Origin of the sequence: Maribacter spongiae (assembly GCF_047345125.1) — a bacterium.
Lineage (GTDB): Bacteria > Bacteroidota > Bacteroidia > Flavobacteriales > Flavobacteriaceae > Maribacter.
In genome coordinates this window covers 167,569-182,826 of sequence record NZ_JBLFEQ010000005.1, presented here as the reverse complement: position 1 = coordinate 182,826, position 15,258 = coordinate 167,569, and the positions used below count along the sequence as shown (strand labels likewise).

The 15,258-nt window shown below is 39.4% G+C and carries 12 protein-coding genes; 7 read left to right on the top strand and 5 right to left on the bottom strand.

The features are described 5' to 3' along the window. The first annotated feature begins 86 nt into the window (after nucleotides 1-86). From uvrB to ACKWB9_RS08920, 3 genes are all read left to right on the top strand, one after another. Complete coding sequence (gene uvrB / locus ACKWB9_RS08930) at nucleotides 87-2,075, top strand: excinuclease ABC subunit UvrB (RefSeq protein ID WP_414002669.1); 1,989 nt, start codon at nucleotides 87-89, stop codon at nucleotides 2,073-2,075. Between the two features lie 598 nt (nucleotides 2,076-2,673). Next, nucleotides 2,674-3,312, top strand: a complete 639-nt coding sequence (locus ACKWB9_RS08925) for a Crp/Fnr family transcriptional regulator (protein WP_414002668.1) — start codon at nucleotides 2,674-2,676, stop codon at nucleotides 3,310-3,312. 120 nt (nucleotides 3,313-3,432) lie between these two features. After that, nucleotides 3,433-5,802 (top strand): spondin domain-containing protein, encoded by a 2,370-nt coding sequence (locus ACKWB9_RS08920; RefSeq protein WP_414002667.1) that lies wholly within the window; start codon nucleotides 3,433-3,435, stop codon nucleotides 5,800-5,802. Between the two features lie 179 nt (nucleotides 5,803-5,981). On the opposite strand, the gene ACKWB9_RS08915 is transcribed toward ACKWB9_RS08920, so the two are convergent. Next, nucleotides 5,982-6,404 carry an Hsp20/alpha crystallin family protein gene (locus ACKWB9_RS08915; RefSeq protein WP_414002666.1) on the bottom strand — a complete coding sequence of 141 codons (423 nt, stop codon included), beginning with the start codon at nucleotides 6,402-6,404 and terminating at the stop codon, nucleotides 5,982-5,984. 330 nt (nucleotides 6,405-6,734) lie between these two features. Continuing rightward, a complete protein-coding gene (locus tag ACKWB9_RS08910) occupies nucleotides 6,735-7,136 on the bottom strand; it encodes a TerB family tellurite resistance protein (RefSeq protein ID WP_414002665.1) in 402 nt (133 codons plus the stop codon). Between the two features lie 112 nt (nucleotides 7,137-7,248). Between ACKWB9_RS08910 and ACKWB9_RS08905 the strand changes: the two genes are divergently transcribed. Next, on the top strand, nucleotides 7,249-7,614 hold the full coding sequence (locus tag ACKWB9_RS08905) for a DUF1456 family protein (RefSeq protein WP_414002664.1): 366 nt from the start codon (nucleotides 7,249-7,251) through the stop codon (nucleotides 7,612-7,614). Nucleotides 7,615-7,655: 41 nt separating this feature from the next. Here ACKWB9_RS08905 and ACKWB9_RS08900 read toward each other — a convergent pair whose 3' ends face one another. The 3 genes from ACKWB9_RS08900 to ACKWB9_RS08890 all read right to left on the bottom strand — a co-directional run bounded on the left by ACKWB9_RS08900 (nucleotide 7,656) and on the right by ACKWB9_RS08890 (nucleotide 10,279). Then, nucleotides 7,656-7,991, bottom strand: coding sequence for a hypothetical protein (locus ACKWB9_RS08900; RefSeq protein WP_414002663.1), 336 nt, complete (start codon nucleotides 7,989-7,991; stop codon nucleotides 7,656-7,658). 311 nt (nucleotides 7,992-8,302) lie between these two features. After that, nucleotides 8,303-9,496, bottom strand: a complete 1,194-nt coding sequence (gene sucC / locus ACKWB9_RS08895; protein ID WP_414002662.1) for an ADP-forming succinate--CoA ligase subunit beta — start codon at nucleotides 9,494-9,496, stop codon at nucleotides 8,303-8,305. A 144-nt stretch (nucleotides 9,497-9,640) separates the two neighbouring features. After that, the gene (locus ACKWB9_RS08890; RefSeq protein ID WP_414002661.1) at nucleotides 9,641-10,279 is read right to left on the bottom strand and encodes an LON peptidase substrate-binding domain-containing protein; all 639 of its coding nucleotides are present in this window, start codon (nucleotides 10,277-10,279) and stop codon (nucleotides 9,641-9,643) included. 376 nt (nucleotides 10,280-10,655) lie between these two features. Between ACKWB9_RS08890 and lysA the strand changes: the two genes are divergently transcribed. The 3 genes from lysA to ACKWB9_RS08875 all read left to right on the top strand — a co-directional run bounded on the left by lysA (nucleotide 10,656) and on the right by ACKWB9_RS08875 (nucleotide 15,250). Next, nucleotides 10,656-11,894, top strand: a complete 1,239-nt coding sequence (lysA, locus tag ACKWB9_RS08885; RefSeq protein WP_414002660.1) for a diaminopimelate decarboxylase — start codon at nucleotides 10,656-10,658, stop codon at nucleotides 11,892-11,894. Between the two features lie 60 nt (nucleotides 11,895-11,954). Continuing rightward, the gene (locus tag ACKWB9_RS08880; protein ID WP_414002659.1) at nucleotides 11,955-12,488 is read left to right on the top strand and encodes a thioredoxin family protein; all 534 of its coding nucleotides are present in this window, start codon (nucleotides 11,955-11,957) and stop codon (nucleotides 12,486-12,488) included. A 179-nt stretch (nucleotides 12,489-12,667) separates the two neighbouring features. Then, the gene (locus ACKWB9_RS08875; protein WP_414002658.1) at nucleotides 12,668-15,250 is read left to right on the top strand and encodes a M1 family metallopeptidase; all 2,583 of its coding nucleotides are present in this window, start codon (nucleotides 12,668-12,670) and stop codon (nucleotides 15,248-15,250) included. The last annotated feature ends 8 nt before the right edge of the window (nucleotides 15,251-15,258 follow it).

Here is a 15,258-nt window from a genome sequence, read left to right as displayed (position 1 = left end):
TATGGTGAATTGAATAGTTTTCAACAACAGTTAGTATACAGCGTTCCGGATTTGTAGCACCTTAGCGTGTTTCGTACTTTTAGAGGATGAAATTCAAAGTAGTTTCGGAGTTTAAACCGACAGGGGATCAACCCAATGCCATTAAGGAACTTAAGGAAGGGCTTGATAATAAGGAAAAGTATCAGACACTTTTGGGAGTAACCGGTTCCGGTAAAACCTTTACGATGGCCAATGTAATCGAAGAAGTGCAAAAACCGACCCTTGTCCTGGCCCATAACAAGACTTTGGCGGCCCAATTGTATTCGGAATTCAAGCAATTCTTTCCGGACAATGCCGTTGAGTATTTCGTTTCTTATTATGATTATTATCAGCCCGAGGCCTATATCCCGACCAGTGGCGTGTATATTGAAAAAGACCTTTCCATAAACGAGGATATCGAAAAACTAAGGCTTAGCGCCACTTCCTCATTATTATCGGGAAGAAGGGACGTTTTGGTCGTAGCGTCCGTATCGTGCCTATATGGTATAGGTAATCCCGTTGAATTTCAAAAAAATGTAATTTCCATCCGAAAAGACCAGGTAATTGCCCGTACCCAATTTTTACATCAATTGGTACAGGGGCTATATTCAAGAACAGCGGCCGATTTTAGAAATGGAAATTTCCGGGTAAAAGGCGATGTTATAGATGTTTTTCCAAGTTATGCCGACCATGCTTTTAGAATACATTTTTTTGGGGACGAAATAGAGGAAATAGAAGCCTTTGATCCGTTCAATAATAGCATCATCGAGGTATACGAAAACCTGAACATATATCCGGCGAATATGTTCGTGACCTCTCAGGACGTACTCCAAAATGCCATTCATAATATTCAGGATGATTTGGTGAGGCAAGTGACCTATTTTAAGGAAATAGGAAAACCCCTTGAATCCAAAAGGTTGGAGGAACGCACCAACTTTGATTTGGAAATGATACGGGAATTAGGATATTGTTCCGGGATAGAGAATTATTCCAGATATCTGGACGGAAGGGAACCGGGAACAAGACCTTTCTGCCTGTTAGATTACTTTCCGGACGACTATTTAATGGTAATCGATGAAAGCCATGTGACCATACCCCAGGTACACGCCATGTACGGTGGCGACCGATCACGAAAAGAAAATCTAGTGGAATACGGTTTCAGGCTTCCGGCCGCAATGGACAATAGGCCACTCAAGTTCGAGGAATTTGAAGTATTACAAAATCAGGTCGTCCATGTAAGTGCCACCCCGGCGGATTATGAGCTACAATTAAGTCAGGGGGTATATGTAGAACAGGTCATTAGACCTACGGGGCTTTTGGATCCCATTATCGAAGTACGCCCCAGCCTTAACCAAATCGATGATTTGATAGAGGAAATCCAGCAACGGGTAGAAAAGGATGAACGGACCTTGGTCACCACCCTTACCAAACGTATGGCCGAAGAGTTGGCAAAATACCTGGACAGAATTAATGTGCGCTGCAGGTACATACACAGTGATGTGGATACCTTGGAACGTGTGGAAATCATGCAAGACCTTAGAAAAGGTATTTTTGATGTTCTCATAGGGGTCAATCTATTACGAGAAGGGTTAGACCTTCCCGAAGTATCCCTGGTGGCTATTTTAGATGCCGATAAAGAAGGTTTTTTACGGAGTACCCGATCATTGACCCAAACGGTGGGAAGAGCGGCCAGGCACCTGAACGGAATGGCGATCATGTACGCCGATAAGATGACCGATAGTATGCAAAAAACCATTGACGAAACAAATTACCGCAGGGAAAAACAGATAGATTACAACTCCAAAAATAACATTGTCCCAAAAGCGTTGAACAAAAATCTGGACAATGTCCTGGCAAAAAATTCGGTCTCCACATATCATTTTGAAAAGGAAGAATTAAGAGCGGCGGAACCCGAATTGGAATACATGACAAAAGATCAAATCGGGAAGCTGATCAGGGAAAAAAGAAAAGCCATGGAAAAGGCGGCAAAAGAATTGGATTTTATGCAGGCTGCAAAACTTAGGGATGAAATAAAAGTACTTCAAAAACAGGAATAAGCTAGTGCTTTCGTTAATTTCAGAAGCAAGAACAGGCAAATCAATAAATATATTCTTTTACTTTAAATAAAATGCAATAATAAACTGATTAATATACAATTAAAATAATTTTTAGTTTTGTCTAAATTGTATTCTTTACGATAAGATTACATTAAAATAACCATTTTCCGGTCTTTTTAAGATTATTGGCTTCCACATAAAAAACCATCTCCCCAACCACTGTTCCTGTCAAAAATAAAAGCTAGTCCTTGAGACAAAAACCAGTAAGATCCTTTACAGTTCACAACTACCAATAAAATCAAAAACCATAAATAAAATCAACCAACTGCCAACATTGTTTTAATGACGATTTCATGCTTTTACAAGCAAAAAAATCAAGTGTCAAAAACCGGAACACCCCTCCTACTCCTATTCAAAATATTTTCAAAAAAAAGCACCTTGAAAACTCAAGACATTTTTTTTTAATCAACCCATCAAACAATTACTATCCGGCATGCCGCAACCTATTTAACATATTTTGATTTACCCTTTAAGAAAGGTTAGCGTATTTTTTAAGACTTAAGGATTAATAATCCTTAACATTTAATAATAACCAGCTGTGATTCCAACCAACCAATCATACATCAAGCAGTGCTTTCCCATACTAGAGGAAAGACTTTATCAAGAAATCATAGAATCGTGTAGTTACCATGAGTTTCCAAGCAGTTCATATGTTGTAAAACAGGGTGCGTATTTGGACTTTTTACCGGTAGTATTAAAAGGTCAGATTAAAATGTATGCCGAAGAGGAAGATGTACAGTTTCTGTTGTACTATATCAATTCCGGAGAATCCTGTATTTTGAGCTTCAACCATTTATTTGACCCCAAACCGGTACAATTTTCCGCCATTACGGAGGAAGATACCGTGGTAATGACCCTTCCGGTAATCAAAGTAAAAGAATGGTTCGTAAAATATCCAACCTTTGCCAGAATCCTGATAAATGATTTTCAACGAAACTTTGAGGATTTATTACAGACTACTAAAGAGATTGTTTGCTTCAACATAGAAGATCGTCTAGTTAAATATCTGGAAAACAAGGTGAAACGCGATAACAGCAACATGATTCATCTTTCACATAAAAAGATAGCACAGGATTTGGGAACCTCCCGTGAAGTAATCTCCAGAATTACGAAAAAGCTTGAAAAGACTGGGGTTTTAGCTCAGCATAAAAGATATATCGAGCTATTGGACTGCTAGAATATCACGAAAGTATAACGACTTTTAATATAAATTTAACAGAAAACGGTGATTTTGATCACCGTTTTTCAGTCGTAGTCGAAAGTAGTTTTGGACCATAGTTAATCTAAAAAAAGAATTATGAGAAGAAATCTATTCAAAGTACTGCTGTTCGCAGCTATTTTAGCATCATGTAGCGATGATGACAATGACATAATCGGTGAAGTGCCAACAGAACCCGAACCGACCGCCGAGGTCAATATAAGATTGAACGAAGTTCAATACCTTGGCAATTGGGTGGAAATTGTAAACAATGGTGATGGGACCGTAGATTTGAGCGATTATTTTCTTTGCCTTGGCCCAGGAACTTATAGAAGAATAAGTGATTTAACGGTTGATGGCAATTTACAACTTGCGGCCGGAGGATTTTTATCAGTCGCCTATGAGATGCCAAATTCTGAAGGTGGAATAGGACTATATAATAGCAATACTGATTTCACAGATGCCTCTACTTTAGTTGATTTTGTGCAATGGGGTGCGGGATCTACTGCTAGGGAAAATGTTGCCGTTGAGGCAGAAATTTGGACAGCGGGTGAATTTGTTCCAGTACTTGGTAGTACGGATAACACCATAATTTTTGATGGAGATGGAACCGGAGCTGCAAATTGGGCGGAAACCACAACAGCAACAATAGGAGAAGATAATGTATTGACCATTCCTGAGGAAATTAGGTCCATCGTAATCAATGAAGTACAATATGGCAGCAGAGACTTGATCGAACTATACAACAATGGAAATGTAACGGTCGACTTAAGTTCATACTGGTTATGTCTTGGCCCAGGCACCTATGTGCAACTGGAGAATGTTACTCCTGAAAGTGGTAGCATAGAACTAGCCGCCGGAGAGTTTGTTGTGGTACCTTATGCTTTGCCCGACACCGAAGGTGGATTGGGGTTATATTCAAATAATTCTTTTACAAGCGCAGATGCAATAATGGATTTTGTGCAATGGGGAGCTGCTGGAAGTGCACGTGAAAATATTGCAGTAGAAGCTGGTATTTGGACAGCAGGAGAGTTTGTTCCAACCGTTAGTTTGGACAGTTACAGTATCGAATATGATGGAGAAGGTGATGCTGCTGCCGATTGGTCACAAGAAGTAAATCCATCTTTAGGATTGGCCAATGAAACAGAAGTAGCGAAAACCACCTTCAATGTAACCATTAGTAACGTAATAAATTATTTGAACGTCCATACGTTTACAACTCCAGTCGGAGCTTCTGACCCTGGACCGTTGACAACTAATGGAGCCCAATATCAAATATCATTTAAAGCGGTTCCAGGTACCAAGTTCACACCGGTAACCATGATGGCCAATAGCAACGACTGGTTTTTGGCTCCAACTGATTTAAATGGAATTGATTTATTTCCAAATGGGCAGGCTTTAAACGGTGTGGATATTGCTGATCAGCTTTCTTTGTATGATCTAGGTACTGAGGCAGACAATGACTCAGCTTCTTTTCCACCTGCTGGTGCAGATGTAGGACCTGCTGATGCGAATACACTTGTTAGATTGGTTGAAGGAAGAGATACGGGAGAAATCTACATGACCGCTGTATTGGATTATGCAAACGGAGATGGAAACTCCGCCGGCACCTTTACATTAACGATTACGGCAATAAACACTCCTGACCCAGGACAACCGGCAAGCTCTACCAATGGATTTGTGGTTACCCCTGGAATTGCTGTGTTGCATGCACTCCCTGAACCATTGTTCGCACTGGGAGAAGAAGATAGAGGAGTTGGTTTGGAAAGAATTGCCGAAGATGGTATGCCAGGAGAATTATACAATTGGTTCAATGAAACTGGAAGTAATGGTTCACCGCTTCGATTGGCCTCATCTTTGAGTGTTTTTTCTCCAGGAATTGTATATGCCTTTAACACAGATAGCGATCCTTTCTTTGCTCAAGGCGGAGAAGCAAAGGACGGAAGCGGATTGGAAGAATTGTCAGAAGACGGTAATAATACAATTGCAGTCGACTATTTCAACAATCTAGGTTTGCCGGTTGCGGCAAGTAATGAAACTGCAAATATTGGGCCAGGTGAATACTTGTCTTTCACTTTGGATGTGCCGCAGGGTCAAGATTATAAATTGGGTATTAGTACGATGCTGGTTCAGACCAATGATTGGTTCATAAGTTATAACAATAATGGTGTGGCCTTGTTTGATGAAAATGGAACCCCCTTTTCAGGTACTTCGGAAAGTGATGAATCGTATTTGTTTGATGCAGGTACAGAGGTGGATGAACCGGTCGGGTTTGGAATCAACCAGGCACCTAGGCAGTCAGGCCCTAACGAAGGTGCGGCTGATGCAAATACAACAATTAGAAGAGTTAGCGAGCTGGAAGATGTTCAATTTGGCAAAGGTGTTTATAATAATGGCCCCGGTGTTGTATATCTCCAAGACCCTCGAGGAGGATATAATTTGGTGCGAATTGATATTCAACCACAATAAATCAAGATTGTTTCTGTTTTTTTTAATTGTGGAAAGCCGGAAAATAATTTTCCGGCTTTTCTTATTTTAAGAACTATTGAGCATCCCGCGATCTTTAGGGCAGGTTTTGTACCAAATCAAGTTCTGATCGATCTACATTAAGCTGCTTTTTGTTGCAAATCCACGACATTATTTTATCCCTAAGACAACTCAAGCACCCTTTTAGGCTTAGGCAATGCCTCTTCCCGCTTTGGCAGATGAAATTTTAGAATACCGTTTTCATAGCTGGCATCTATTTTCTCAACATCCACGCTTTCTGGAAGTGCAAAAGATCTTTTAAAAGAGGCATACCCAAACTCCTTTCTGGTATAACTTTCTTTCACATCTTCTTTCCTAGAGCCAACTTCAGCGGAAACAGCAAGGATATTGTCATCTATTTCGATATTAAAGTCCTCCTTGGATCTTCCGGGCACGGAAAGTGCCAATTCAAAATCTTTTTCATTCTCCTTAATATTTACTGCAGGGAATGTTTTAAAATTTTCCATTCCACCAAACCAGTCGGGCTTGAAAATTTCATTCATTAACGATGGAAAAAGCATATCATTTCTTTTTATTAAACTCATGATTCTATGTTTTATAAGATTAAACTTTTGTTACGCCTTGAATAAAACAAATGCTATACCATAGCCATACAAGTGTCTTTTTGTCATTTAATCAACATAAGTAAGCGACATAATGTCACTTATTGTATATTATTAATGAACTATCATCGTCTTTAAAGCTGTAGGGGTTAAAAAGCAATGAAATTGCCGATAACTCTATTATTATTCGTTAATTGAGTTGGAGCATATTCATAATCCGTTAAACGATAACCCAACAACTATTGGGTTTCAAAAATCCCGTATCGAGCAAGTTCAATGAATATTCTGGATTTGCACCAGTGAAATACCCAATCAATTGTAGTGTGCCTTAAAAATGGCAATAAGTACTTCTGGCGGAACAACTTTATTGGGGTATTTATGCATGATGGAAAGTACTTGTTCTATGGCAGAGGGCGGAAGTCCCATTCCCAATCCCATATCATGCAACCGCTTTATTTCAATAAGATCTTGCCTATTGTCCACATTCATTAAAAGAACCAATCTATGGAATTGTACGATGCGCTCAGCCTGGGATTTGGGGATAATATGTTCCGCTTCGTTCTTAAAAAGTGAATCGAACACTTTTTTGCTTACATCCAACTGCTGGGCAACATTAAAAAGAAAATCGTACTCAGATTGCTTAACGGTGTTATCTATCGTAGCGAAAGCAATCATTTCGGACAGAATACTCAATTTTTCTTTTTCGCTATTCATTTTGTTTTCCTGATGAAGAACTAGTAAAATAACTAAAAAAAAAGGATTATAGTATACTGATCGAACGGATACTATTCACTAATTAATGATAACTTGCGCTAAAATTGATTGCATGACCAACAACGATATTTTAAAAAAATTGAGGGTTGCCCTAAAACTTAGGGACAATGAAATTGTGGATATCCTCAAATTGGCCGATTTTAATATGTCCAAAAGTGAATTGGGTGCCTTTTTCAGGAATGAGGACCATCCCAATTATATGGAATGCGGAGACCAGGTCTTGCGTAATTTCCTGAATGGACTTATTATTCATTTAAGGGGAACAAAAGATGATCCAAAAAGTCCCGGTGAAGTACTTTTAGGTATGCAAAACGCTAAAAAGTCTTCGCAAAGACCTGACGATTATAAAAATCGGAAACGGCAGAACCATGATAATGCGGTTTCTCCCGTAAAATATAAAAACAAAAAAAAATCCTAAAACCTATATGGATTCAGGATTTTCACATATTGCTTTCTGCATTAGGCGGATATGCGCATTGGGAAAACATATAGTCTACCTTCTTCTATTTCGGAAATTTCCACTTTTTGATAATTCAATCTACTTTTTATAAAACGTTCTAGTTTAGCAAATTTGGTATCAACGGAAAGCACTACAATCTCCCCTTTGTTGTTCAACGTAAACCTTACCTGTGCGGTCAAACCTATCTCCTGACCGGAAAAAGAGTTCTCGGATAACATTTTAGAGATTTGAACGGAAAGGTCTCCATCTGGTTTTACCCCTTCGGTATCATTTGCAAAAATACTGCCCATTGCTAAAAGAAATGCTGCCAAACATATTAAACTTAATTTTCTCATAACTTGTTGTTTTTTACCCTGAAACTCGGTTCAAGGCCTGATTAATAATTGATTGATGATGAATTACTTAAAAGACACCCCCAGGGGTTGGAATGTTACAGGAAATATATATTTTAACTTTTCTTTAATCGATACCCTACTATTTTAGATACGGAGCTACGGTTAATTTTTGTTTTCTCCTTTATAATGCACTGGTTTAAACCGGTGCATTAAAAGTCTAAGATTTACATGATATCTTTAAACGAATAGACCCGCAGGAAAATCCTGCGGGTCTATTCTATGAACTTATCTTAATATATTGTTCTTGCGCGTTAAGCGAGCACTTCCTTTACTTTATCCGCAGCTTCCTGAAACTGTACCGCCGAATGGACCGCTAAACCGGAGTTATCTATAATTTCTTTGGCAAGCTCCGCATTCGTACCTTGTAAACGAACAATGATAGGTACTTTAATGGCATCTCCCATATTCTTATAGGCATCTACGACACCCTGGGCCACCCTGTCACAACGCACAATACCACCAAAGATATTTATGAGAATAGCCTTTACGTTAGGATCCTTTAATATGATCCTAAAGGCTTCCTCCACTCGCTTTGCATCGGCGGTACCACCAACATCCAAAAAGTTGGCCGGCTCACCACCCGCCATTTTTATAAGATCCATAGTGGCCATGGCCAATCCGGCCCCGTTCACCATACAACCCACATTTCCATCCAGGTCTACATAATTAAGGCCTACGGCCCTAGCCTCTACTTCAATGGCATTTTCTTCTCTAAGATCACGCATTTCGGCATATTGTTTCCTTCTGTACAATGCGTTATCGTCAATGGACACCTTTGCATCCACGGCCATAATCTTATCATCGGAAGTTTTTAAAACAGGATTGATCTCGAACATGCTGGAATCACTTTCCACGTAAGCCTTGTACAATGCCGAAACAAATTTTGTCATTTCCTTAAAGGCCGTTCCGGAAAGTCCCAAATCAAAAGCAACCTTTCTGGCCTGAAAAGGCAATAATCCGGTCGCCGGATCTATTTCTTCCGTAAAAATAAGATGTGGTGTCTTTTCGGCCACCTCCTCTATATCCATACCTCCTTCGGTAGAATACATGATCATATTCTTTCCGGTACCCCTGTTCAATAACACGGACATGTAGAATTCACTCGTTTCACTGTCTCCGGGGTAATAAACATCTTCTGCGATCAAGACTTGGTGTACTTTTTTCCCTTCGGCAGAGGTTTGGGGCGTTATAAGGTTCATCCCTATGATCTGTCCGGCCAATTCCTCTACCTCTTTAAGGTTTTTGGCCAATTTTACCCCACCTCCTTTTCCTCTTCCACCTGCATGAACCTGTGCTTTGACAACATGCCATCCCGTACCCGTTTCGGCCGTCAATTGTTTTGCCGCCTCAACGGCCTCTTTGGCATTATGCGCTACAATTCCTCTTTGAATTCTTACGCCGAAACTAGCTAATATCTCTTTTCCTTGATATTCGTGAAGGTTCATACTCTAAGGTAATTTTTATTTGTTGTGCAAAAATAACAAAGTAGCTGTAATTATAAAGGAATAAAATGGGATAAAGAAGCCGGAACATTCATTTGGTATTCATACAGGACAAAGTTCCGGTCCCAAGTTTCGCATTTATAGAAATTACACCTCGATATCTTTAAAATCAAGCGGGTCGAAATTTTTGAAGTCCCCATTCAGTTCAATGGTCTTTTTAGTCCGCTCTACCTCGCTCAAAACAGATATGGTGGCCATTAAGTGCATATTTATATAAGACAAGCGTTCCATTTCCCTTGGCATCTGCAATAGCTGATATTCCTGCTCAAAAGAAAGCCCAATTTTATGGGCCAAGGCAAAACTGTTAAATTTATCAATTGCTATCGCTTTAAAGGGAACGTCCATCATTCCGTATAGTTCCTGAATTTTATGAATTACCTTTTTCTTATATGCTTCATCGGCTTTATAATCGTATTCCAGAAATTCTACCAGGCCCCCGGCATAACCCTTATTATTCATCCGCTCTTCAAAAGTCAGCAGTTTGAATACTTGTCTGGCAACACAGACTACGTCCATTTCCCCATTGTCATAAGTGGTCACGATCTCCACCAATTGCACCTCTATCCCATACTCCAACGTATTGTTGATATAGACCGGTATTCCAAACGTTATGGCCTCGTCCCTGCAATCATTTATAAGCTCCTTATATCTGGGTTCAAAAATATGCAAGGGTACGGTTTCACCCGGAAAGAAAATAGATTGTAAAGGGAATAGGGGTAGCTTCATATTTTTAAATGTACAACGGTTTACCTTATGTAGCAAGTTTTAACAAACCACTATGGACTTAAGATCCATAGTTTAATATTATTAGGCATAGTCTATCATTCCGAACGAGGTACGAAGAGGAATCCCGTTATTATAAAGGTTTCTCGTCGCGCATTCCTCATTCTGTCTAAATAACAAGGTGCACTTTAAATTTATGGAAACCAAAGTAACTGCAATGAATCCCCATAGCTATCGGAAGCAGGGTTTTAATCTTTAATTCAGATAATAAATCCAAAAATGTTTCATTTAAAACAATTTGTTGTATTATTTATCTCAATGTTGATTTTTTTTGCAAGGATGATCTAGTAAGCCTAGATTTGTCCAAAATTAACTTATTATGAATAATTCCGATTTACTGAAAATAGCCAAAACGTACGGTGACCCCGTATACGTTTACGATTCGGAAAAAATAATAGCGCAGTTCAACAGGCTTACCAAAGCCTTTGGATCTGTAAAAAAATTAAAACTGAATTATGCGGCCAAAGCACTTTCCAACATAACCGTCCTAAGGTTAATGAATAGCCTGGGCAGTGGCCTGGACACCGTATCCATTCAAGAAGTACATTTGGGCCTTTTGGCCGGATTTAAACCGGAATCCATCATATTTACCCCAAATGGGGTCTCTTTGGAAGAAATAGAGGAAGCTGCCAAATTAGGTGTCCGTATTAATATAGACAACCTATCCATCTTAGAACAATTTGGTAGTAAGCATCCGGACATTCCAGTATGCATACGTATAAATCCACACGTAATGGCAGGTGGAAACTCCAATATTTCCGTTGGCCATATCGATTCTAAATTCGGTATCAGTATTCATCAAATACCCCATTTATTGAGAATTGTGGAATTGACCAAAATGAATATCAACGGTATTCACATGCACACGGGTAGCGACATTTTGGATATTGATGTATTCCTTTACGCTTCCGAAATTCTTTTTGATACCGCCAAGAATTTTAAAAATCTTGATTTTATAGATTTTGGAAGCGGTTTTAAAGTACCCTATAAAGTAGGGGACATTCAAACCAATGTAGAAGAATTAGGAAAAAAGTTGAGTTCCCGCTTTAATGAATTCTGCAAGGAATACGGTAAAGAGCTTACCCTTGCCTTTGAGCCGGGTAAATTTTTGGTGAGCGAAGCAGGGTATTTCCTGGCAAAGGTCAATGTAGTAAAACAAACGACCTCTACTGTTTTTGCCAGTGTAGATTCCGGGTTCAATCATCTAATACGCCCCATGTTGTACGGAGCCACCCATTCCATAGTCAATATTTCCAACCCAAAGGGACGGGAACGTTATTATTCCGTCGTAGGCTATATTTGTGAAACGGACACTTTTGCCAGCAATAAACGTATCAATGAAATTGCCGAAGGGGACATCCTCTGTTTTAAAAATGCCGGAGCTTATTGTTTTACCATGGCCAGTAATTACAATTCCAGGTTTAGACCTCCGGAAGTATTATGGCACCAGGGCAAAGCTATTTTGATACGGGAACGGGAGACTTTTGACGACCTGATCAAGAATCAAGTGGACATTAAAGATCTATTCTCTACCAAAGCAACGGCCAAGCTAAAATAAAGAAGTGAAAAAAACGTTAGTTTTGATATAGTTATTGGACCAATCCTTTAAAAACATATCATGAAAACGAAAACTTCCTTTATAAAAAATGTACTTGTCCTAGGGCTGGTTATGACAACATTTTCCTTTTCTTATGGACAGGAAGTAACTTGGCTCAGCTGGAACGAGGCTGCGGAACTTGCGGCAACGGATACCACTCCAAAAAAAGTTTTTATCGATGTATATACAGACTGGTGCGGGTGGTGCAAAAAAATGGATAAGGATACTTTTCAAAACCCGGAAGTTGCCGCCTATATGTCCGAAAACTTTTATATGGTAAAAATGGATGGTGAAGGGAAAGAACCTATAGAATTTAAGGGAAAAACATATAATTTTGTCCCGTCCGGCCGCAAAGGGTATCATGAACTCGCCGCTGCTTTGATGCAAGGCAGAATGAGCTACCCCACGACTATATTTCTTGATGAAGATTTAAATATGCTTTCTCCGGTTCCCGGTTATCAAAAACCCAAAGCTTTTTTAAATATCGCCCGCTATTTTGGGGACAATATTTACAAAGAAAAAGACTGGAAGAGTTATGCAGGCAATAGCAAGTGACTTTCCGATATAAAATACCTTTTTTACATGACATTCAAATCCGATATTTATTATATCGGATTTTTTTACGCCAATACGGGCAGTGATAACGGCACGTTCCAAAAAGGTTTCTTGTATTGAATTGTTGTTTTAAGTACATTTCATGTTCCATCTAAACTTGGATAAACAATTCAATACTTATGAAGTTATTCTCTTTCTTGTCGTGCCTCGTTCTATTTTTCTTCTCATGTCGGGATAAATCGGTCGTAACGACCAAAATTCAAGATGGTGTTTCCTTGGAACTGGCCTCCCATAGAAGCAAACAGGTCACAGAAGTCGTATATAAGCTCGCATTTCAAATTCCCCTGGAAAAAGAAGCCCCCATAGTCTCGGAATTGGTTTTAGAGGTTTCCATTTCGGAGGCAAAAGCACCACTTTATCTGGATTTTAAGGAAGAAACCTCCAGGTTAAGGACTATTGAAGCCAATGGCCAGCATATACCAATAGCACATAATAATGAGCATATTCGTATAGCCGAAGATTACCTTCTATTGGGAAAGAATATCATCAAGATCCATTTTTTGGCCGGGGAATCATCGTTGAACAGAAATGAGGAATACCTTTATACACTGTTGGTACCCGACCGCGCCCGGACACTTTTTCCATGTTTTGACCAACCTAACATAAAGGCAAAATATATATTGGATATCAGTACGCCCAAAGATTGGAAAGTGATTTGTGGTGCTCCCGAAATACGCACGGAAGAAAAGGACGGGTTCACCAGACACCAATTTGCCCCATCCGATAAAATGAGTACTTACTTATTTTCTTTCGTAGCCGGAAAATTCAACACGATCAACAAAAAACCGCACAGTCTTGGCATGAATCTGTTATACCGGGAAAACAACAAGGAAAAAATTAAGTCCAGTACCAATACCATATTTGACCTACACCAGAGGTCACTATCCTTTTTAGAAGCGTATACCGCATATCCCTTCCCGTTTCAAAAATTGGATTTTGTCACTGTTCCCGGTTTTCAATACGGAGGAATGGAACACGTGGGTGCCATACAATACAGGGAAAGTTCTTTGTTTCTGGATGAGAGTGCGACCGAAAATCAAAAATTAAGGAGAGCCAAGTTAATAGCACATGAAACCGCACATATGTGGTTTGGGGATTTGGTGACCATGGATTGGTTCAACGATGTTTGGATGAAAGAGGTATTCGCAAATTTTATGGCGGATAAAATAGTGAATCCCGCCTTTCCAGATATCAACCATGAATTGGCTTTCATGACGGCCCACTACCCCAGGGCTTACAATGAGGACAGGACATTGGGCACAAACCCCATTCGTCAAAATCTGGACAATCTAAATAATGCCGGATCTTTATACGGTAACATCATATACAACAAAGCCCCTATAATGATGCGCCAATTGGAAAAGGTCATGGGCAAGGAGGCTTTTCAAAAGGGAATTAAGGAATACATAAAAAGGTATGCCGATAGCAATGCCGTTTGGAACGACCTTATCAAGATACTGGATAAGGAAACCGATATTACTATTGAAAACTGGAGTAACGTTTGGGTAAATAACGCAAGCAGGCCCATTTTTGAACATAGCCTTACCTATGATGACAAAGGAAATATTTCCAATTTTGAACTTTTGCAGAAGGCAGAGGACAAAACAGCCAAAATCTGGCCGCAAACTTTTGATATTGCATTGGTCTATAACGATCATATAAAAACCATTACAATAGATGTAAAGGGTAAAAAAAAGGAAATCCAACAAGCCTTGGGCCTACCCAGACCAAACGCCATCATCTACAATTCAAATGGCCTGGGTTATGGGGTATTCCCTATAAGCAAAAAAGATCTGGACATCATTTTGTCCTTAAAGGATGATGTAACCCGTGGGTATGCCTATATAAATGTTTATGAAAATACATTGAATGGAAAAATCGAGGCAAAACACGCTTTGGAATTGTATCAAAAAAGTCTTCTCATTGAGGAAAATGAGTTACTGGTCAATCTTGTTTCCGGTTATACAAGTTCTATTTTTTGGACGTTCCTGAACGTAGAGCAACGCACACTGTACCAACAACGACTGGCCGACCATATCTGGTCCAAATTAAAGGGTAATGCACAGCCCAATATAAAAAAGACCCTATTCTCCGTTTTTAGGTCAATAGCTTATTCGGAAAGCGCAAAAGCCCGACTATATCAGGTTTGGAATAAGGATATCCATATAAAAGACCTGAAGCTCAATGAAGATGATTATACCCGTATGGCCATCGATCTAGCGTTATATGAACATCCAAGACAAGATGAAATCATAGAGATTGCAAAGGAACGGATCGGCAATCCGGATAAACTAGAGCGTTTTATATTCTTACTACCGTCTATTTCCAAGAAAGAAACTACAAGAAATGCTTTCTTCAAATCCCTAAAAGAAGAAAAAAACAGGGCAAAGGAATCCTGGGTATTGGCAGCTCTAAATAATCTGAATCACCCGTTGCGACAAAAAGAAGCTATCGTTACCATAAGACCGAGCCTTGATCTATTGGAGGAAATTCAAAAAACCGGGGATATTTTCTTTCCCAAAGGCTGGCTTAACAATACAATAGGCAATCATACATCTCCCGAGGCCTATGCCATACTGGAAGGTTTTATAGCTGAAAATCCGAACCTCAACCCTTCTTTAATGAAAAAACTTTTACAGGCAACGGACAATCTGAGAAGGGTACGATCATTGCATAAAAATATTGATGCATCCGTGAAATAATCGATTCA